We start from the raw sequence: 17,845 nt of genomic DNA on the forward strand, positions 1-17,845 counted from the left end.
CGATGGGTCATACATCCCGTCCTCAATGGCCGACAGGATGCCCGCGATCTTCCGCTCCACCTGTTCGAGGTCGCGTTCCGTCTTGGCGCGTGCGGCCACCTGACCGGCCTGCGCTTCGTTCCACGCCCGACGATATTCCTCGACGAACACCGCCACGAGGTCCGGATGCATCAGGCGATCCTTCAGGCCGCCGAGCACACGGTCTTCGACCTCGTCGCGTTCGATCGTCGCCCGGTTGGTGCAGATCGCATTGCCTTTGTTACGCGCGCCGCTGCAGCCGTAGCGGGTTTTGTTGATCAGGGTGTATGTTGCCCCGCAACAGTCGCAGACCACGAGGCCGGAGAACAGATAGGTCGGTCGGCGCGCCCGCTCGGGGCGCAGATCGCTGCCTTGAACGCCCGCCGGGTTCATCTCCTCGCGGAACGATCCTTGGCGGTCTTTCACGCGCTGCCAAAGCTCGTCATCAATGATCCGAAGGTGCTCGACCTCCTCGATGACCCACTCCTCGGGCGGGTTCGGCCGCGCTTGGCGCCTGCCGGTCGCCGGATCCTTCACGAACCGCTGCCGGTTCCACACCAGCCGTCCGATGTAGAGCTCGTTGTTCAAGATGCCGGTGCCGCGCTTCCAGTTGCCGGAGATCGTCGAGGGCCCCCAAGTTCCGGCACCCTTGCCGTTCTCGGGGCTTCGGACCCCTTCGCGTCAGGTATCAGGCTTTGGGAGAAAGGCGATGGCAATAGGGATGGCTCTTCCATAACGTCATCCGCTGTTGAGTTTCTTGAAGCCGCCCCAGAGCACGAACCAGTCCTTCACGCCTACGCGGATCGTGTCACCCCATCGTCGTGGTCTGGGAGCCGTGCAGACGTCATGCAGCCGAGGGCCAATGCCATTGCTGAACTGACACAGCATGAGCGGGAAGAGATAGCTCAGTCCGCTAAGTCGGTGTCAGCGCGACTGGCCATGGAAAGCGAACGAGAACGCGTGCGTGACAGACAAAGAGATGTAGAACGCGAACAGCGATTCGAGTGAAATCTCGCACAAAGCCTGGCGGATTCTCTGTGGAATGTGGGCGTGAGGGGTTACAAAGCGTTCTGTGGGAGTGTCTGAAACTCTGGGTATCTGACGGGGCCCATACGGTGTTCAGATACAGTCAGGCGTCGAAGCACCCGGCGAACATTATGGCCAGCTGCTTGCGGGCCGCAACCCATTCGCGAACCGCACGACCGCCCTTCTCGCAGGTGCGGATGGCCAGGGAGATCAGCTTGGTCGCGGCCTCCTCGGTGGGGAATGCGCCCTTGGTCTTCAGCGTCTTCCGCAGCACCCGGTTCAGCGACTCCACGGCGTTGGTGGTGTAGATGATCTTCCGGATCGCTGCGCTGAAGGCAAGGAACGGGATCACCTCGGCCCAGGCCCGGCACCAGGCCGGGGCAATGGAGGGGTATTTCCCGGCCCATTTCTCCTCGAACCCGTCCAACTGTCGGGCGGCCTCCTCCGCCGTCGGGGCCTGGTAGATCGGGCGCAGATCGGCGGCCACGGCCTTGCGGTCCGTCCAGCTGCAGAAGTTCATCGAATGCCGGATCAGGTGAACGATGCAGGTCTGAACTGTGGTATCCGGGAAGGCCGCTGTGATGGCTTGCGGGAAGCCCTTCAGGCCGTCCACGACCGCGATCAGGATGTCCTGAACCCCCCGGTTGCGCAGTTCGTTCATCACCGACAGCCAGAACTTGGCGCCCTCGTTGTCGGCGATCCAGAGTCCGAGGACCTCGCGCTCCCCATCCCTGGTGACACCCAGGGCGATGTAGACCGCCTTGTTCTTGACCATCCGACTGTCGGCATCGCGGATCTTGACCCTGAGCGCGTCGAAAATGACGATCGGATACATCCGGTCCAGCGCCCGGTGCTGCCACTCGCGCACCTCGTCCAGAACTGCATCGGTCACGCGGCTGATCAGGTCGGGCGAGACCCGCAGGCCATACAGATCCTCAAGATGGGACTGGATGTCGCGCACCGACAAACCGGCGGCATAGAGCCCGATGATCTTGTCATCCGCCCCGTCGATCCGGGTCTGACCCTTCTTCACCAGCTCAGGCTCAAAGCTGCCATCCCGGTCGCGCGGAACCGACAGCGGCGCCTCGCCATCCGAACCCTTGACCCGCTTGGTTGAAATCCCGTTGCGGCGGTTGGATTGTTCCGGCGGGGCCTCGGCACCGGCCTCATAGACCAGATGCGCGGTCCGTTCGGCCCCGAGCATCCGTTCCATCAGACGGATCTTCAGCTCCTTCATCCGCCCGGCCTCGCCAAGCAGAGCGTCAGGCCGCTTGCCGCCCTTCAGCAGCTCGTCCAGCAATTCGGTCGAAATCGTCATCAGCCGTGCTCCTCTCAGGAAGCATGGACCACATCACGAATACACAGAAGCTCGGACACTCTCCGTTCTGTTGCACCAAATGGCGGCAATGTGGGCTGCCCGCGTCATCCGAGCAGGGTGCTGAGAGTCCGCTATGGGCCGCAAAAAAGAGTCTGAAGAGAGAAGGATGCAGTTTGCCCTGCCTAAATTGCGGAAAACCCAGGACCATAGAAGCACATCTGATCCCCAAAGCATTCGTAATGGAGGTGAAAGCTGATCGCGGTGAGCAACACTTGATTGTTCACAAGGGCAACCCTTATCCGAAGGTTAGCCATACTGGCGTCTACGACAAAGATATTCTGTGCGGAGATTGTGACAACATACTTGGGCGCTATGAATCCTACGCATTCGACCTCTTTCGGAAAATACGTACGCAATCTGTCAGCGCAGGGAAGATCATAGGCGTGGACGGCGTGGACGGAGATATGCTGGTACGTTTTGCCTCAGGTATTGCCTGAAAATATGCTGTCACAATTCCCGACAGGGGACGTATCGACATCGGCCCTTACAAAGATATCCTTAGGATGGTCGCGCTCAGTGGCGGGCCAATTTCCAATGCTATTGATGTCACGATTGCGCGCATCATCGAACTCGATGGCGACGTTATCACTATCGCACGCCCATGCCAGATAGGAAGAAAGGAGTGAACGTCGTAAGGTTCTGTCTTGGCGGATTTCTCATCTTGCTCAAAATCGACAAACGGCCGCCCGGTAATTGGCTGCCGGAGGAATGTTGGTTGCGAGGGCGCGAAAAAGGAGCCTTTGTGACTCTCCCCGCCGAATATGTCGAAGAGGCAACCCTGCATGCAGAGCTCGCGAACCGGACACCTGTGCGTCGATTTTTCGTAAAGATGCGTGAGCACTCAGCCCGGAATTCAAAGCAAGGTTAATGTGATCTAAGAGCCACCGTTTTTCGGATGTTGCGCGCCAGCTCGAATGGCTGGTCTGGAGTAGCTGCACCGCAGCGGAGGATGACAAAACGAGTGTCTCCTTTGGGCCGAACGCGAGCTCTCATAGCTTGGCCGGCAGCGACACCGCGAATGACGGGGTTGGGGCTTTCGGCCCCCCGCCGGGGGTCACGGCAACGCGACTGCCGAGTGACAGGCATGGGGCTGATCCGCTCTTCCCCCTTCAAAGAATGTAGATCAGCGCGACGCCCCAGCCCGTCATGGCGGCCCCTGCGGCAAGCGTGTAGATCCCGTTCCACCCGAGCCCCGCGCGTGCGGCCGACACGCCGCCCAGCTTTGCCGCCAGCAGGACCGAGGCGGTGTAGGGCGAGGTCGTCCCGCTCAGCGCCCAGCCCCCGGTGATCGCGGCGACGAGTGCCGTCGGCGGGATGCCCATCTCGGCAGGCGTCGGCAGGATCGGCACAAGCAGCGACACGGCAAGGATCGGGTTCATCCCGAGCTGGCCGGTGATCGGGATGATCCAGACCATCATGGCCACGATCATCCAGGGCGGCACGGCCGTCAGGTCCGGCCCATGGGCCGACGCCATCGGGGCCAGAAGGAACCCGCCGATGCTGCCGATGAACCCCGCCATGAACAGCAGGAGGATCTCGTTGTTGTAGCTTGGAAGCTCGGTGGCGATGAAGTCCTTGGCCCGCCTGCGGGCATGTTCGCCCTTGGGCATGTCCGCAGGCGGCGGCTGGAGGTAGATCCAGACCAATGCAAGCAGCGGCACGAACAGCATCACCGCGCCGATCACCTCCACCCCCGTCAGGACATGCAGCGCGGCCACTCCGACGATCACGATGCCCAGCAGCACCAGAAGGGGCCGAAGCTTGACCGACCATCGCTCTGTTTCCCCGACCCAAGCCGTGCCCGTCGCCGGCGGCTTGTAGATCGCGTCCAGTCCCCAGCCGATGACCAGCATCAGGATGGCGCTGACAATGCAGGGCAAGGCCGCTGCCGCCCAGTTCGCGCCCGGAACGATGGTGGTGGTAATGACCATCGAAAACCCGAGGGGCGACCAGCACAGCGTCGACGCGAACCCGCGCTGGATCGCGATCATCATGCGGCGCGTGCGCTGCGTGCGCACCACAGGGTTCGGATCCCTGGCGCTGCTTTCAACTGCCAGCGATCCCAGAAGCGAGATCGACCCGTAAAGCAGGATAAGCGAGAACAGGTGCCCCCCTAGCGTCAACGCAACATAGCGTAGGCCGGGCCGCTGCCGTGCCAGAACGCGCCCGCATTCAAGGATCGCGGAGGAGCTCATCGCCGCGTTGCGCAGCGCCGACAGCGCCGTGAACAGCGAGATGATTGTCGCCCCAAGCTGCGCCGCACGCACCAGCGCGAGCAGCCAGTCGTCACGCGTCAGTGTCGCCCAGCCAGTCAGCAGCACGGCCACCGCCACGAAGACCAACCGCGACGGGCGCACCGAAGGGACGAAGAGCGTCACCGCCAGCACGGCCAGCATTGCCGCTGCGGTCCCGAACCCCGGCCACCCGGTATATTCGAATGCAATCATCGTCGCGATCACTCCAGCCGTGACGACACCAGCTGCTGCGGGCCCGCAAGAGGCATTGATAGGGGGCATTCTCGCATCCGATCGCTGGCATGGTCATGCGCATGGATAGGACTTGGCCTGGCTTTTCATCAAGGCCATTCGCCTCTGGTGAACCGCACTCCATTCAACAGCGGCGACGACAGATGTCGATCCAGAACCATGTCTAGATCTTGCTGAAGGTCCGTCCCGGCTTCTGGCAGACAGCTTAATGTTGTTCCCATCGGCATCCAATATGTAGCCCGCGTAGTAACTGGGATTGTATCGGGTGCGGAGGCCGGGTCCGCCCTTGTCGCGTCCGCCTGCGTGAATGGCGTGAGGGTGGAAATCGAGCCAGACAGATTCATCGTCGATCCGATCCACCAGATGCCGGGACTGAACACCTAGGTGCCGCCGTTCTCCAGGTCCTTTGACGGCGAAGATTGGGACATATGTATGTGCCGGCTGCTGTTCGCAATCCAAAGATCATGTTCAATCCAGCGTTCGCGTCGCCTGCTCGACAAGAGCACGCGTCAGCGGTGCGATGCTGCTGGCCGCAAGATGGCTGGTTTGCCAGAACAAGGGCACATCCAGCGTAGCCTGCGGCACGAGTTCGACCAGGCGGCCTGACGCGAGATGCTCCTGCACCAGATGTCTGGGGTTCAGGCCCCAGCCCATACCGGCCAGAGCCGCTTCAACGAAGCCGTATGACGAGGGCAGCCAGTGTGTCGGGAGTGAGACCTGCCAACCTGCGTAGCGCCGGACCCACTGTTGCTGGAGGCGATCCTTCTGGTTGAAGGTCAACGCCGGTGCCTTCGCAAGTGCTTGCGCTGTGACGCCTTCCGGAAAGTGGCGGCGGACATAATCTGGGCTGGCCGTGGCATGGTAGCGCAGCTTGCCAAGGGATTTTGCCTGACAGCCTTGAACCGGCCTTCCGAGGGCGGTCACGGCCGCCATGACGCGCCCGTGCCGCAGCCATTCCGCGGTATGTTCTTCATCGTCCACGGCAATGTCGAGAAGGAGGCCGCTGTCCCTTGCGAAGGACGAGACGGCCGGGAGAAACCAGGTTGCCAAGCTGTCCGCGTTGGTGGCGATACGCAGGGTGACGGGCACGGCCCTGTTTTGAAGCCGGGCTTGTGGAAAGCGGTCGATCAGCCGATCCTCCAACATTCCGACATGTTCCATATGGCGGCACAGCCATGCGCCCTCGTCAGTCGCGATGCACGGGCTGCCACGTTCGACAAGGATGACGCCAAGACGGTCTTCCAGGCCCCGAACCCGCTGCGAAACGGCCGACGGTGTGACGCCGAGCGCGGTCGCCGCAGCCTCGAAGCTGCCCGTCTGCACGACGAGCATCACCGCCCCGGGCCGCGGGATAATCCAGCATTAGCTGTCCTAATCCGAGTTTAGTGTCTTTAATTTGGCTAATCCGAAAGGTTCGGCTACCGCAAGACCGAACTCAACGGCGGAACGAGCATGGATCTGGCAACCTTCATCACCGGCATGACGATGGGGCTCAGCCTGATCGTCGCCATCGGGGCGCAAAACGCGTTCGTCCTGCGGCAGGGCCTGAAGGGTCAGCATGTCTTCTGGATCTGCCTGACCTGTGCCCTGTCGGATGCGATCCTGATCATGCTGGGCGTCACGAGTTTCGGCAGGATCGCCGCCTGGCTGCCATGGGTCGATCCCGTCATGCGTTACGGTGGGGCCGCGTTCCTTGTCTGGTATGGTGTGAAGAGCCTGCACTCCGCCCTCGGATCCAACGAGGTGCTCATGGCGTCCGCCAAGGAAGATCGCACCGGTCTGGCAAGCGCCTTGTTCACCTGTCTGGCCCTCACATGGCTCAACCCGCACGTCTATCTGGACACCGTGGTGCTTCTGGGCACGATCTCGACGCAGTTCGAGGGACAAAAGGCGGCTTTCGCGGCGGGGGCGATGACCGGCTCGTTCCTATTCTTCTTCGCGTTGGGCTACGGGGCCACGCGGCTGCGTCCGGTGTTTGCGCGCCCGTCGGCCTGGCGCATCCTCGAAGGAGGGATTGCGTTGGTGATGTGGGGGATCGCGCTCAAGCTTGTGCTGGGATCCTGACGGACCCCCTCAAGCCAACATGTCCTCCGGCAAGGCGCGCAGCGCGGTTGCAATCTCATCCTTTGCCGCCGCGCTGACCGGCAGGACCGGACGGGGCGGCTCCACAGTGAGGCCCGCAAGCTGACTGGCCATTTCGTGAACGACCCTGAAGCTTGTGTGGTCGCGGAACAGGCGCCAGATCGGCTGAAGCGCGATGTCGATGCGTTCCGCTTCCGCGTGATCGCCCGCCCTGACGGCATCGATGATCTGCTGACACGGGCGCGGCAGGATGCCCGCAAGAACGCTATACCAGGCGTCACCGCCCGCGATCATCGCCTGAGGACAGTTCCAGTCGCCGCTATACCCGATGGAGAAACCCTGCGGCAAAAGAGCGCGCTGATGGGCCAGATGCGCTCCGATCGCCTCGGGCGTGGAGGTAGGGTTCTTGATCGCCTCGACCCCCGGCACCTCCGCCAGCCGTTGCAGCAACTCGTCCCCGAAGCGGAAGTTCGTCACCCCCGGATTGTCGTAGATGCAGAGAGGCAGGCCGCTTTCCCCGGCCACGGCTTCGAAATGGGCGAACATCTCGTCCTGAGTGAGGGGCAGGTAGGCCATGGCAGACAACAACCCGGCCTTTGCACCCGCGTCTTTCGCATCTTTTGCAAGCTTGACGGCATCGCTGGTCCGTAGGGCGGCGACGCCCGCCATCACGGGGATCCCGGGGCTTGCTTCTTCCAGCGCCGCATCGAGCGCCCGGCGACGTTCGTCGCGCGACAGATACGCGTAGCTGCCCGTGCTGCCCAGAAGACCGATCGAATCCACGCCCCCCCCGGACAGACGTGAGATAAGCTTTTTGACGGCGTCCGTATCAACGCGGCCATCGGCGTCAGCCGGAGTAAGAGGAAAGGCCGAAAGACCCCGAAATACGTTCATCTTAAATGTCCCACTTCAACCCGACCTGCATCTTCGACCGCTCCGGTCCTTTCGTCCAGCATGGCTTTCGGTGTGGCCCAATCAGGCAGCGTGATCTCCGCCTCCATGAACGTGACGGCGTTGCCCTCCAGATGCACCCGATCATCGGTGAGGACGCACTTCAGCCAGCCCCCGCGCGGAGATGCCTGATAGGCGAGGAGGTCGCCGCGACCCAGCTTGTCCGCCCAGTAGGGCGCCAGGGTCGCATGAATGGACCCTGTGACTGGATCTTCGGGAATACCGGCACCGGGTGCGAAATAACGGGACACGAACGCAGCGTCCTTGCCCTCGGCTTCCTGACCGGTCACGACAAGACCTACGGAGCCGAGGAGCGTAATGGCGGCAAGGTCTGGCACATAAGCGCGGACTGCGTCGGCGCTGCCCAGATCGACGAAGATGTTCTCGAAGTTGCGGAAGATATGCGGGGGTGGTGAAGAGAAGATCCCCTCGATCTCGACCGGAAGCGTGGCCAGCGGTTGCGGATCCAAACGTGGCAGGTCAAGCCTGTATCCCGCTGCCACCTTCGCGACCTGCAATTCGCCCACCCGCGTGTGGAACACCAGCGTCGTTGGCGCGCCCAGCTTTGTGAACAGGATGTGCGCCGTCGCCAAGGTCGCGTGGCCGCAGAAATTCACCTCATGCGCAGGCGCGAACCAACGAAGGTCCCATGTCCCGTCGGGCCGTGCTTTCACGAACGCGGTTTCCGCGAGGTTGTTCTCCTGCGCGATGGCCAGCATCAGATCCTCGGCCAGCCACTCCTCCAGCACCAGAACGGCGGCGGGGTTTCCCTTGAAGAGCCGATCCGTGAACGCGTCGACCTGATACATCCGCATGAAAGCACTCCCCCCTTGGCTTCTACCGGTCGTGACAGACCATGCCGGGAAGACTTTGAAAAGATCACGGAAGCAATGTCAGAAGCCAATCCCGGAACTCGGCCTGTCCGCTGCCTTGCGCGATCGCTGTAGGAGCGAGCAGATGATAAGCGCTCTTCATGTCAAGGATGGGACGAAGCAGACCTTCAGCGTCAGGAAGTGGGTGTCTGCCGAACCGGAGCTTCGCGCAATCTGCCCATGATATGCGTGTCGATCAGCACGCCATCGCGCAACGCATCTCCTCGCTTGGTTCCCTCTAACTCAAAGCCATGTCGGATATATAGATGAATGGCGGGAGCGTTGTCGGTGTTCACTTCCAATTCGACGCGCCGCAGACCCAACCAGTTGTCGGCAAGGTCAAGAAGGGCTTGCAGAATGCAGGTGCCATAGCCGCGTCCAGTGTAGTCATCATGAACGAGCAGAAAAATCTCTCCGACATGCGCCGCCCGTCTCGTGCGAGGCATCAGGCCACCATACGCGACGATCTTCTCCGCACCTTCCTCATGGACGCACCCGACGAGGAGGCGCGGGCCGTGCAGCAGAGGATGGGACAATTTGCCCTTCGCTGCAATGCAGCATGAACATCCTGACCAGCAGGGTAGACTTCTACACCCTCCCGGCACCGACATCGGGACCATTCCAACCTCGTCCCGGCATCGCCGACAGCAGTTGCCGCGTGTAGGCATCCTGCGGGTCGCCGAACACCTTATCGACCGTTCCGCGTTCGACGATGCGTCCCTTGCTCATCACGATGAGATTGTCGCAGATCTGGCTCGCCACCCGGAGGTCATGGGTGATGAACAGGATCGTCAGCCCCATGTCGCGCTTGATGTCGGCCAGAAGTTGCAGGACCTCCTTCTGCACGGACACGTCCAGAGCGGACACGGCCTCGTCCGCGATCAGGATCTTCGGCTCAACCATCAGCGCGCGGGCGATGCAGATGCGCTGGCGCTGCCCGCCGGAAAATTGTGCGGGATAGCGGTGGAGCGCCTCCTCCTCCAGCCGGACGATTTTCATCAGGCGTTTCGCCCGCTCCCACGCGATCTCGCGTGAGACGCAGAAGTTCATGGGCGCACCGATCAACTGCTCGCCGATCGTGCGGCGGGGGTTGAGCGAGCCGTAGGGGTCCTGGAAGACGATCTGGATGTCCTTTCTTGCCGCGCGGAGGCCTTCGCGGGACCCTTGCGCGAAGTTGCGGTTGCCGATCCAGATCGCGCCGTCGTCCGGATCGAGTAGCCGGATCAGGCAGCGCACCAGCGTTGTCTTGCCCGACCCGCTTTCGCCAACGATGCCCAGCGTCTCGCCCTTGCGGACCGCGAAATCCGCTGGATGCAGCGCGTGGACCGTGCGGGCCTTCGTGGTCAGGGTGCGGGCGACGGGGTAGGTCTTCGCCAGCCCCTGCACGCGCAGGGCAATTTCGTCGTCCAGCGCAGGGGGGGCGCCCTCACGCTTGCGGGGAACGGCGGCGATCAGCTGGCGGGTATAGGGATGCCGCGGGTTGTTCAGCACCTCCTCGGCCGAGCCTTGTTCGACGACGATGCCCTTCTGCATCACCACCACGCGATCCGCGATTTCGGCCACCACGTCGAAGTCGTGGGTGACGAACAGGATGCCGGCGTTGTGCGTCGTCTTCAGCGTCTTGAACATCGACAGGATCTGCGCCTGCGTCGTGACGTCGAGCGCAGTCGTCGGCTCGTCCGCGATCAGGAGCTTGGGGTCCATCGCCAGCGCGATGGCAATCACGATGCGCTGGCGCTGTCCGCCTGAAAGCTGGTGGGGATAGCTCGCATAGACCCGCGGCGGGTCGGGAAGGCGGACCTCCTCCAGCAGGGCCATGGTCTTCGCCTTGCGTTCGGCTTTCGACAGGCGGGTGTGGGCCTTGAAGATCTCCTCGATCTGGTCGCCCACGGTGAAGCAGGGGTTCAGCGCCGTCATCGGTTCCTGGAACACCATCGCGATGCGGTTGCCGCGCAGGCGGGCATGTTCGCGGCGCGACATCTTCAGAAGATCCTTGCCCTCAAACAGCATCTCGCCGCCTGAAGGCTTCAGCGCCTTGGGAAGCAGCCCCATCGCGGTGAAGGCCGTCACCGATTTGCCGGACCCGGATTCGCCCACGACGCAGACGATCTCGTTCGGGTGGATGTCGAAGGACAGGCCCTGCACGGCATGGGGGCGATCGCCGCTCTTGGGCAGGTCGACCGTCAGGTTGCGAACGGACAGGACCGACGTCATTGCAGCCGCCCTTCGCCGATGTCCCAGAACAGGCCGGCCATCATCTCGGTCGCCTCTTTCGCCACGGCGACCATCATGTGTTCGTCCGGCGCGTGCTGCGAACAGGACGGGTGTGAATGGGGGATCCACACGGTGGGCAGGCCCAGCGTTTCGGCGAACACCTCGTTCGGAAGGGAACCGCCGAAGTTCGGCTGCACGGCGGGTTCCTTGCCGGTGGTTTCCCGGATCGAGGCCACGGCCAGACGGGTCCACGCGTTGTCGGGGTCTGTGCGGGTGGCGCGGAAGAAGCCGCGGTCCATCGGCTCGATCCGGATGTCGTCGAACCCGTGGGCGTCCAGATGTTCGCGCAGTGCGGGCAGGATGCGTTCACGGTCCACGCCCACGACATAGCGCAGTTGGCAGGTGGCCTTGGCGCTGCCGGGAATGGCGTTCACCGGCGCTTCGGGCCGCCCGCATTTATAGGCCAGAATCTCGAAGTTGCACCAGCCATAGACCTGTTCGGGACCTTTCAGGTCCGGTTCGCCCCACGTGTCGTCGGTCTGCGGGTCGTCGGAGCCGAACTCCATCTCGATCTTCTTCAGGGCGTCGTGCACGTTCGCGGGAATGGTGCCCGGCGTCCATTCGCGGATTGCGATGCGGCCCTTGGCGTCGGTGATGGTGGCCAGCGCGTGCGCCAGACGGATGCCCGCGTTGGGCAGCAGCCCGCCCCAGTTGCCCGAATGGTGCGCGCCTTCGCGCAACTCGCAGATCAGGTGGAACCCGTGCCCGCCCCGCGCGCCAAGGAACACCGTCGGCACATGCGTCGACACGCGCGGCCCATCGGACGCGATCAGCACATCGGCGGCCAGCAACTCCTTGTGATCCTCAGCCATTTCGGCCAGACCGGGGGAGCCGGACTCCTCCCCCATCTCGATCAGGACCTTGGTGTTGAAGCCGAGGCGCCCCCGTTCGGCCAGCACGATCCGCAGTGCGGCAAGGTTGATGCTGTGCTGGCCCTTGTTGTCCACGATGCCGCGGCCATAGATCCGTTCACCCGCCAGCGTCGCTTCCCACGGGCTGCGGTTTTCCTTCCAGTCGCCCGCCATGCCCCACAGCACGTCGCCATGGCCATAGGTCAGGATGGTCGGCAGGTCCGGGCCCTCGATCCGTTCGGCGTAGAGGGCGGGGATGCGGTCCAGCTTCGTATTCGGCAGGATCTGGCAGGAAAATCCCATGCCTTCCAGCAGCGGTCGCATCTGTTCGTTCAGATAGCGCAGGTGGTCCGGCGCGCTGTCCTCGCGCGGGGACTCGGACCGGATCGCCAGCCGGGCCTGCATCTCGGTCAGGAAGGTGCCGTCCTCCACATAGGTTCCGGCGGCTTTGATGACGGTGTCACGGGTCATGTGCGATCTTTCAATTCCGGTTTTCGGGGGCGAGCGCGTCGCGCAGGCCGTCCCCCATCATGTTGATCGCCAGCACCAGCACGCAGATCGCGGCACCGGGGATCAGGATCAGCCAGCTGTCGAACAGCAGGTATTGGCGCCCTTCGGCCACCATCAGGCCCCAGGACGGGGTCGGTGGCTGCACGCCAAGGCCAAGAAAGGACAAAGACGCCTCCAGCAGGATCGCATGGGCCATCTCGAACGTGGCGATGACGGCCAGACGGTCGAAGATGTTGGGTAGCAGTTCCTTGAACAGCAGCTTAGGCGTGGAGTAGCCCATCGACTGCGCCGCTTGGATGTATTCCTGGTTGCGGATCTGCATGACGGCAGACCGCATGACGACGGCGAACCGGTCCCACAGCAGCAATCCCAGCACAAGCACCACCACGATCAGCGATCCGCCGAAGATCGCGACCACCGCCAGCGCCACCATGATCACGGGCAACGTCAGCCGCGTCATGATAAGGAAGTTGATGACCAGATCAACTTTGCCGCCAAAATAGCCCGCCAGCACGCCCATCAGCGTTCCGATGATGCCCGAACAGATTACGGTGAACACCCCGATCAGCAACGAGATGCGCGCGCCGTGGATGATCCGGGACAGGTAGTCGCGGCCCAGCCCGTCGGTGCCCAGCGGATGCGCCCAGTCCGCCCCCGCCAGCCAGAAGGGAGAGACAGTGCGGTTCGTCATGTCTTGCGCCAGGGGATCATAGGGCGCGATCCACGGCGCGAAGACCGCCATGAAAAGGATCAGCCCGAAGACGATGGCTCCGAACAGGAATACCGGATTGCCGAACGCGCGGGCGGTGAATCCCTTGCGACGCGGGGCGGGAAGGGAGATGTCCGGAGGGGTCATTGGATGCGGATCCTCGGGTCGAGCCAGGCGTTGATGAAGTCGGCCAGCAGGACCATGATGACGTAGAAGATGGCGACGATTAGCAGCACGGCCTGCACCACCGGTAGATCCATGCGCGAGATCGATTCCCAGGCGAGAAAGCCCAGGCCCTGGATTCCGAATACCGTCTCGATCACCACTGACCCGCCCAGCATGTTGCCGAACTGGACCGCCGAAAGCGACACGACCGGGATGACCGCGTTGCGCAGGGCGTGCTTGAACACGACCTTCCACGTGGGGATCCCCTTGGCGCGCGCCGTCCGGATGTAGTCCGAGGACAGCGCTTCGATCATGCCCTGTCGGATCAGGCGCATCATTGGCGGGGTCGAATAGTAGCCAAGCGCGATGGCCGGCAGCACGAAATGTCCCAGCGTGGACGATCCTGAAGGAGGCGCGATGCCCAGCGTCAGCGAGAAGATGACGATCAGGATCAGCGCGAACCAGAAGTTCGGCATGGCCTGTCCCATCACCGCGATCAACATGGCGACGCGGTCGAGGATGCCGTTGGGCTTGACTGCGGCGGCCACGCCCAGCGGGACCGACAGGACCAGCATCACGCCGAGCGCCATGACCGCCAGCGTCAGCGTGTTGGGCAGGCGGTGGGCTATGAGCTCGGCCACGGGCTGGCGGAAGAACAGCGAGTTGCCGAAATCACCCTGCACCGCGTGGCCCAGCCATTCGCCATAGCGGACGGCCAGCGGGCGGTTCAGGCCCAGATCCTCGCGGATCGCCTCGATCTGGGCGGCGGTCGCTTCTTCGCCCGCCACCGCAATGGCAACGTCGCCTGAGGCGTTTAACAGGGTAAAGGCCAGAAGCGAAACGGCCACGCAGACAAGCAGCGCCAGACCGATCCGCTGCATCAGGTATCGCAGCATGTTTCACCGATAGTTTGAGGGTCCCGCGCCAAATCGGCGCGGGACGGGCGATCACTCGTTCCAGCTCGCTTCGAAGAAGCGGGGGGTCTCGTCGGGAACGGGGGTGAAGTTCAGGTCCGCATTGTAGACGTAGTTCAGCGCGTAGGTGAAGATCGGCACCTGGTAGGCCTGGTCCGAGATGCGGGTGAGGGCCTTGGCATAGGCGGCCTTGCGGGCCTCGGGGTCGATGGTGGTGTTGCCTTCCTCTAGCAAGGCCGTGGTCTCGGCGTCGCGGGCATAGTCGACGACCGACCCGTCATACCAGTATCCCGGCCCCGCGCTGACATCGAGGATCGAGGACGACCCCCAAGCCTGGAACCACATCGCCGTGCGCCCTTCGGTCCGCGCCTGTGCGATGGCCGACGCCTGCAGCATCGTCAGGTTGGCGTCGATGCCGACGGCGGCCAGATCGCCGATGATTGCCTCCACCACCGGACGGTCGCGATAGCCGAAGAAGTCGATGGAGAAGCCGTCGGGATAGCCCGCCTCGGCCAGGATCGCGCGGGCCTTTTCGGGATCGTAATCGTAGGTCGTGACGCCGGTGCCGATGCAGCCGAACTGCGGGGGGGCGCAGGCGGTGTCGATGGTCTGCGATCCCGGGCCGACCATCGCCTCGCGAATACCGTCTCGGTTGATCGCATGATTGATCGCGCGGCGAACCTCGACCTTGGTCAGCGGGCCTTCGGGATTGGTGCGGCCGGCGGCGTCCATTCCGATGAAGCCCACGCGCAGCGTGTCGCCGGACTCGACCTTCAGCTGCGGCTGCCCTTCGAACTGCTGCACCGCATCGGGGGGCACGCGCCAGATCCAGTCCAGGTTGCCCGTCATCAACTCGATGGCCTGCGTGTTGAACTCGGCGACGCGGCGGAACTCCAGCTTCTCGATCGAGGGCTTGCCTTTCACGCCGCCAAAATAGTCGGCGAACGCTTCCATCTTCACGCCTTCGCCGGCGACAACCTCCGTCACACGGTAGGGGCCGGTGCCGATGGGCTGGCGCGACATGCCGTCGGGCCCGGCCTCGGCGTAATAGTCCGACGGATAGATCGGCACCACGTTGGCAAGATATTCCAGAACGGCCGGAAAGATCCCCTTGGTCTTCAGGCGGACGGTATAGTCGTCGATCTTCTCGGCACTCTCCAGAAAGAAGATCGGCTGCACAGTCGTGTGGGTGGTGACGTAGTCGATGGTGCCGACCACGTCATCGGCGGTGAAGTCGCTGCCGTCGTGGAACTTGATCCCCTGACGCAGTTTGAACTCGAGCGTGGTGTCGTCGACCCAGCGGAACGATTCCGCAAGATGCGGCTCGATCTGGTTGGTCTTGTTGTTGCGATAGATCAGCGTGTCCCAGATGTGGTGGCCTAGCACGATACCTTCACGAATGGTGTGCGTGTAGAAGTCGATGCTCGACGGCATGCTGTCTGAAGCCCAGACCAGCGAGTTGTCGGCCGGTCCCGCCCACGTCGGCGCAGTCATGCCGAGGGCAAGCGCAGTCGATATGGCAAGCGTTCGTTTCATGTGCATCCCTGTCATAAATTATGCTCGCGGCGTGGTCGGTTGCATCGACGTTGCCTTGGGGGCAGGAAATTTTGTATACTTAATCCTGTAAAGCCGCTCACCCTCGCGAAAGGGTCTGCACGCCTGGCCAGACACGCTGCGGACAAATTAGAGGCAGGGATGACGAGGCTTTGACTGAAATCGAACCCATTGTGAGACGGAGCCTCCATTCGGAACTGGTGGACCGGCTGCGCACGCTAATCGCGGAAGGCACGCTGACCCCCGGCACCAAGCTGGTCGAGAAGGATCTGTGCGACAGCTTCGGCGTGTCCCGCACCCCCTTCCGCGAGGCGGTGAGGGCCCTCGCCGCCGAGGGGCTTGTCGTTCTGATGCCAAGCCGCGGCGCCTCGGTTGCGACTGTCACGCACGACCAGATCATCGATTCCTTCGTCGTGATGGGTGCGCTCGAGGGGCTGGCGGGCGAACTTGCCGCACCGCGCATCACACCGGAGAAACTAGAGGAGATCCGAGGGTTGCACGCGGCCATGCTTAACTGCCGACGGGCCGGAGATCTTGACGGATACTATGCCCGGAACCGCGGCATCCACGATGCGATCTTCGCCGCGGCCGGGAACGAGACGCTGGCTGCGACGCGCCGGATCATCCACACCCGGATCGTCAATCTGCGCTTCGTGGCGCGGATCGGCGACGAAGCGTGGGCCACCGCTATCGCCGAGCACGAGGAGATGCTCGTGGCCCTGAACGCGCGCGACGGTGCCCATCTGGGTGCCGTGCTGCGACGCCACCTCGAATCGAAGCGCGCGCAGGTCGCGCATTGGCTGCAACACCGTCCCGCCGGAGCATGACATGACCCCGAACACCTGGCCCATCCGTCCCGCCGACATTAACCTTTCCGCGTTTCTGGCCGAACTGAAGAACTGGGTCGCGATCGAAAGTCCCACCGCCGACCGCGACGCGGTTAACGCCATGGTGGACCACGCTGCCGCCTATGCCCGGGCGCTTGGCCTCTCGGTGTCGCGCCACATGACTGACGCGCGCACGGGCGATCTCCTGATCGCGAGACAAGGGCCAGAGCAGGAGGCGGAACGTGTCCTGATCCTCACACATCTCGACACGGTTCATGCCAAGGGCACTCTCGCCGGGCCGCTGCCGTGGCGCGAGGAGGAGGATCGCCTCTTTGGTCCCGGCGTCTACGACATGAAGTGCGGTGCGCTGATGGCGGTGGAGGCTTTGCGGCTGGCGGGAGACCGGGCGGCCGCCACGATCATGTTCGTGCCGGATGAGGAGACGGGCACCCGCGCGACCCGCGCGGCCATCGAAGTTGCCGCGCTGAAGGCGCGGGCCGTGCTGGTGATGGAGCCGGCGCGCGAAGGCGGCAAGATCGTCACCGGACGCCGGGGAAGCGCAAATTACCGCATCGAGGTGCACGGTCGCGCCGCCCATTCCGGCACCCGCCCGCAGGATGGCCGCAGCGCGATTCGCGCCGCCGCGAAACTGGTGCTGGAGCTGGAAGCCATGAACGATCCCGCTCGCGGGATCGGCGTCAACGTGGGCGTCATCCAAGGCGGGACGACGCGCAATACGGTGCCTGCGCTCTGCGTGCTGGACGTAGATGTGCGGCTGCCCGACCTTGCCGCCCAGCATGAGGTCATCACGGCATTGGAAGCGCTGCGCCCCACCGATGCGGATATCCGCTTCGAGATCTCCGGCACCGTCACCCGGCCTGCCTTCGGGGTGGATCCAGGCTCTTCGGCACTTCTGGAAACCGCACGCCCGATCGCCGATGCGATGGGCTATCCGCTCGTGACGATGACTTCCGGCGGCGGGTCCGACGGCAACTTCACGGCCGCTCTTGGCATCCCGACGCTGGACGGCCTCGGTCCAGACGGCGCCGATGCCCACACCTTCAACGAGCACCTGCTTGTCCCGAGCATTCCCCCGCGTCTGGCGATGTTGGCCAACCTGCTGATCGCGCTCAACGCGGCTCATCAATAAAGTCGCTTCGACGGCCGATCTAGAAGCCGCGCTGCATCTAAGTAGCTGCAGATGCGCATATCGAAGTCACGAACGTCC

16 protein-coding genes are annotated in these 17,845 nt (G+C 63.3%); 4 read left to right on the top strand and 12 right to left on the bottom strand.

Annotated elements, in window-relative coordinates:
* Nucleotides 1-639 (bottom strand): recombinase family protein (locus tag JX25_RS15310; RefSeq protein WP_241557921.1); only part of this gene is annotated, 639 nt, incomplete at its 3' end.
* Nucleotides 640-1,147: 508 nt separating this feature from the next.
* Nucleotides 1,148-2,362: an IS256 family transposase gene (locus tag JX25_RS00020; RefSeq protein WP_128253097.1), complete on the bottom strand. Its 1,215-nt coding sequence runs from the start codon at nucleotides 2,360-2,362 to the stop codon at nucleotides 1,148-1,150.
* Between the two features lie 239 nt (nucleotides 2,363-2,601).
* Here JX25_RS00020 and JX25_RS00025 point away from each other — a divergent pair, with 239 nt between their 5' ends.
* Entirely contained in the window at nucleotides 2,602-2,859 is a 258-nt protein-coding gene (locus tag JX25_RS00025; RefSeq protein WP_128253098.1) for a hypothetical protein, read from the top strand.
* A gap of 672 nt (nucleotides 2,860-3,531) precedes the next feature.
* Here JX25_RS00025 and JX25_RS00030 read toward each other — a convergent pair.
* Nucleotides 3,532-4,869 (bottom strand): hypothetical protein, encoded by a 1,338-nt coding sequence (locus JX25_RS00030; RefSeq protein ID WP_206611496.1) that lies wholly within the window; start codon nucleotides 4,867-4,869, stop codon nucleotides 3,532-3,534.
* Nucleotides 4,870-5,376: 507 nt separating this feature from the next.
* Entirely contained in the window at nucleotides 5,377-6,240 is an 864-nt protein-coding gene (locus JX25_RS00035) for an ArgP/LysG family DNA-binding transcriptional regulator (protein ID WP_206611497.1), read from the bottom strand.
* Between the two features lie 120 nt (nucleotides 6,241-6,360).
* On the opposite strand from JX25_RS00035, the gene JX25_RS00040 reads away from it, so the two are divergent.
* Nucleotides 6,361-6,972: a LysE/ArgO family amino acid transporter gene (locus JX25_RS00040; RefSeq protein WP_128253100.1), complete on the top strand. Its 612-nt coding sequence runs from the start codon at nucleotides 6,361-6,363 to the stop codon at nucleotides 6,970-6,972.
* A 9-nt stretch (nucleotides 6,973-6,981) separates the two neighbouring features.
* Here the strand turns inward: JX25_RS00040 and JX25_RS00045 are convergent, their stop codons facing one another.
* The 8 genes from JX25_RS00045 to JX25_RS00080 form a co-directional block, all read right to left on the bottom strand.
* Nucleotides 6,982-7,884 (bottom strand): dihydrodipicolinate synthase family protein, encoded by a 903-nt coding sequence (locus tag JX25_RS00045; protein WP_128253101.1) that lies wholly within the window; start codon nucleotides 7,882-7,884, stop codon nucleotides 6,982-6,984.
* Nucleotides 7,881-8,756, bottom strand: coding sequence for a PhzF family phenazine biosynthesis protein (locus JX25_RS00050; RefSeq protein ID WP_128253102.1), 876 nt, complete (start codon nucleotides 8,754-8,756; stop codon nucleotides 7,881-7,883). The genes JX25_RS00045 and JX25_RS00050 overlap by 4 nt, the downstream gene beginning before the upstream one ends.
* A 191-nt stretch (nucleotides 8,757-8,947) precedes the next feature.
* The gene (locus tag JX25_RS00055; protein ID WP_164876006.1) at nucleotides 8,948-9,349 is read right to left on the bottom strand and encodes a GNAT family N-acetyltransferase; all 402 of its coding nucleotides are present in this window, start codon (nucleotides 9,347-9,349) and stop codon (nucleotides 8,948-8,950) included.
* A 52-nt stretch (nucleotides 9,350-9,401) separates the two neighbouring features.
* Entirely contained in the window at nucleotides 9,402-11,027 is a 1,626-nt protein-coding gene (locus tag JX25_RS00060; protein WP_128253104.1) for a dipeptide ABC transporter ATP-binding protein, read from the bottom strand.
* A complete protein-coding gene (locus JX25_RS00065) occupies nucleotides 11,024-12,409 on the bottom strand; it encodes a M20 family metallopeptidase (RefSeq protein ID WP_128253105.1) in 1,386 nt (461 codons plus the stop codon). The genes JX25_RS00060 and JX25_RS00065 overlap by 4 nt, the downstream gene beginning before the upstream one ends.
* 10 nt (nucleotides 12,410-12,419) lie before the next feature.
* Nucleotides 12,420-13,304, bottom strand: coding sequence for an ABC transporter permease (locus tag JX25_RS00070; protein ID WP_128253106.1), 885 nt, complete (start codon nucleotides 13,302-13,304; stop codon nucleotides 12,420-12,422).
* A complete protein-coding gene (locus JX25_RS00075) occupies nucleotides 13,301-14,218 on the bottom strand; it encodes an ABC transporter permease (RefSeq protein WP_128253107.1) in 918 nt (305 codons plus the stop codon). The genes JX25_RS00070 and JX25_RS00075 overlap by 4 nt, the downstream gene beginning before the upstream one ends.
* A 51-nt stretch (nucleotides 14,219-14,269) precedes the next feature.
* Nucleotides 14,270-15,772 (bottom strand): ABC transporter substrate-binding protein, encoded by a 1,503-nt coding sequence (locus tag JX25_RS00080; protein WP_164876007.1) that lies wholly within the window; start codon nucleotides 15,770-15,772, stop codon nucleotides 14,270-14,272.
* A gap of 170 nt (nucleotides 15,773-15,942) precedes the next feature.
* Between JX25_RS00080 and JX25_RS00085 the strand changes: the two genes are divergently transcribed.
* Nucleotides 15,943-16,617: a GntR family transcriptional regulator gene (locus JX25_RS00085; RefSeq protein ID WP_241557821.1), complete on the top strand. Its 675-nt coding sequence runs from the start codon at nucleotides 15,943-15,945 to the stop codon at nucleotides 16,615-16,617.
* Nucleotide 16,618: 1 nt separating this feature from the next.
* Entirely contained in the window at nucleotides 16,619-17,767 is a 1,149-nt protein-coding gene (locus tag JX25_RS00090; RefSeq protein ID WP_128253110.1) for a M20 family metallopeptidase, read from the top strand.
* The last annotated feature ends 78 nt before the right edge of the window (nucleotides 17,768-17,845 follow it).

The organism is Falsirhodobacter deserti, assembly GCF_004015795.1.
Taxonomy (GTDB): domain Bacteria; phylum Pseudomonadota; class Alphaproteobacteria; order Rhodobacterales; family Rhodobacteraceae; genus Falsirhodobacter; species Falsirhodobacter deserti.

Excerpts from the sequence above, each read along its gene's own strand:
- JX25_RS00020 (WP_128253097.1), bottom strand. The coding sequence starts at position 2,362 with ATGACGATTTCGACCGAATTGCTGGACGAGCTGCTGAAGGGCGGCAAG.
- JX25_RS00025 (WP_128253098.1), top strand. The coding sequence starts at position 2,602 with ATGGAGGTGAAAGCTGATCGCGGTGAGCAACACTTGATTGTTCACAAG.
- JX25_RS00030 (WP_206611496.1), bottom strand. The coding sequence starts at position 4,869 with ATGATTGCATTCGAATATACCGGGTGGCCGGGGTTCGGGACCGCAGCG.
- JX25_RS00035 (WP_206611497.1), bottom strand. The coding sequence starts at position 6,240 with ATGCTCGTCGTGCAGACGGGCAGCTTCGAGGCTGCGGCGACCGCGCTC.
- JX25_RS00040 (WP_128253100.1), top strand. The coding sequence starts at position 6,361 with ATGGATCTGGCAACCTTCATCACCGGCATGACGATGGGGCTCAGCCTG.
- JX25_RS00045 (WP_128253101.1), bottom strand. The coding sequence starts at position 7,884 with ATGAACGTATTTCGGGGTCTTTCGGCCTTTCCTCTTACTCCGGCTGAC.
- JX25_RS00050 (WP_128253102.1), bottom strand. The coding sequence starts at position 8,756 with ATGCGGATGTATCAGGTCGACGCGTTCACGGATCGGCTCTTCAAGGGA.
- JX25_RS00060 (WP_128253104.1), bottom strand. The coding sequence starts at position 11,027 with ATGACGTCGGTCCTGTCCGTTCGCAACCTGACGGTCGACCTGCCCAAG.
- JX25_RS00065 (WP_128253105.1), bottom strand. The coding sequence starts at position 12,409 with ATGACCCGTGACACCGTCATCAAAGCCGCCGGAACCTATGTGGAGGAC.
- JX25_RS00070 (WP_128253106.1), bottom strand. The coding sequence starts at position 13,304 with ATGACCCCTCCGGACATCTCCCTTCCCGCCCCGCGTCGCAAGGGATTC.
- JX25_RS00075 (WP_128253107.1), bottom strand. The coding sequence starts at position 14,218 with ATGCTGCGATACCTGATGCAGCGGATCGGTCTGGCGCTGCTTGTCTGC.
- JX25_RS00080 (WP_164876007.1), bottom strand. The coding sequence starts at position 15,772 with ATGAAACGAACGCTTGCCATATCGACTGCGCTTGCCCTCGGCATGACT.
- JX25_RS00090 (WP_128253110.1), top strand. The coding sequence starts at position 16,619 with ATGACCCCGAACACCTGGCCCATCCGTCCCGCCGACATTAACCTTTCC.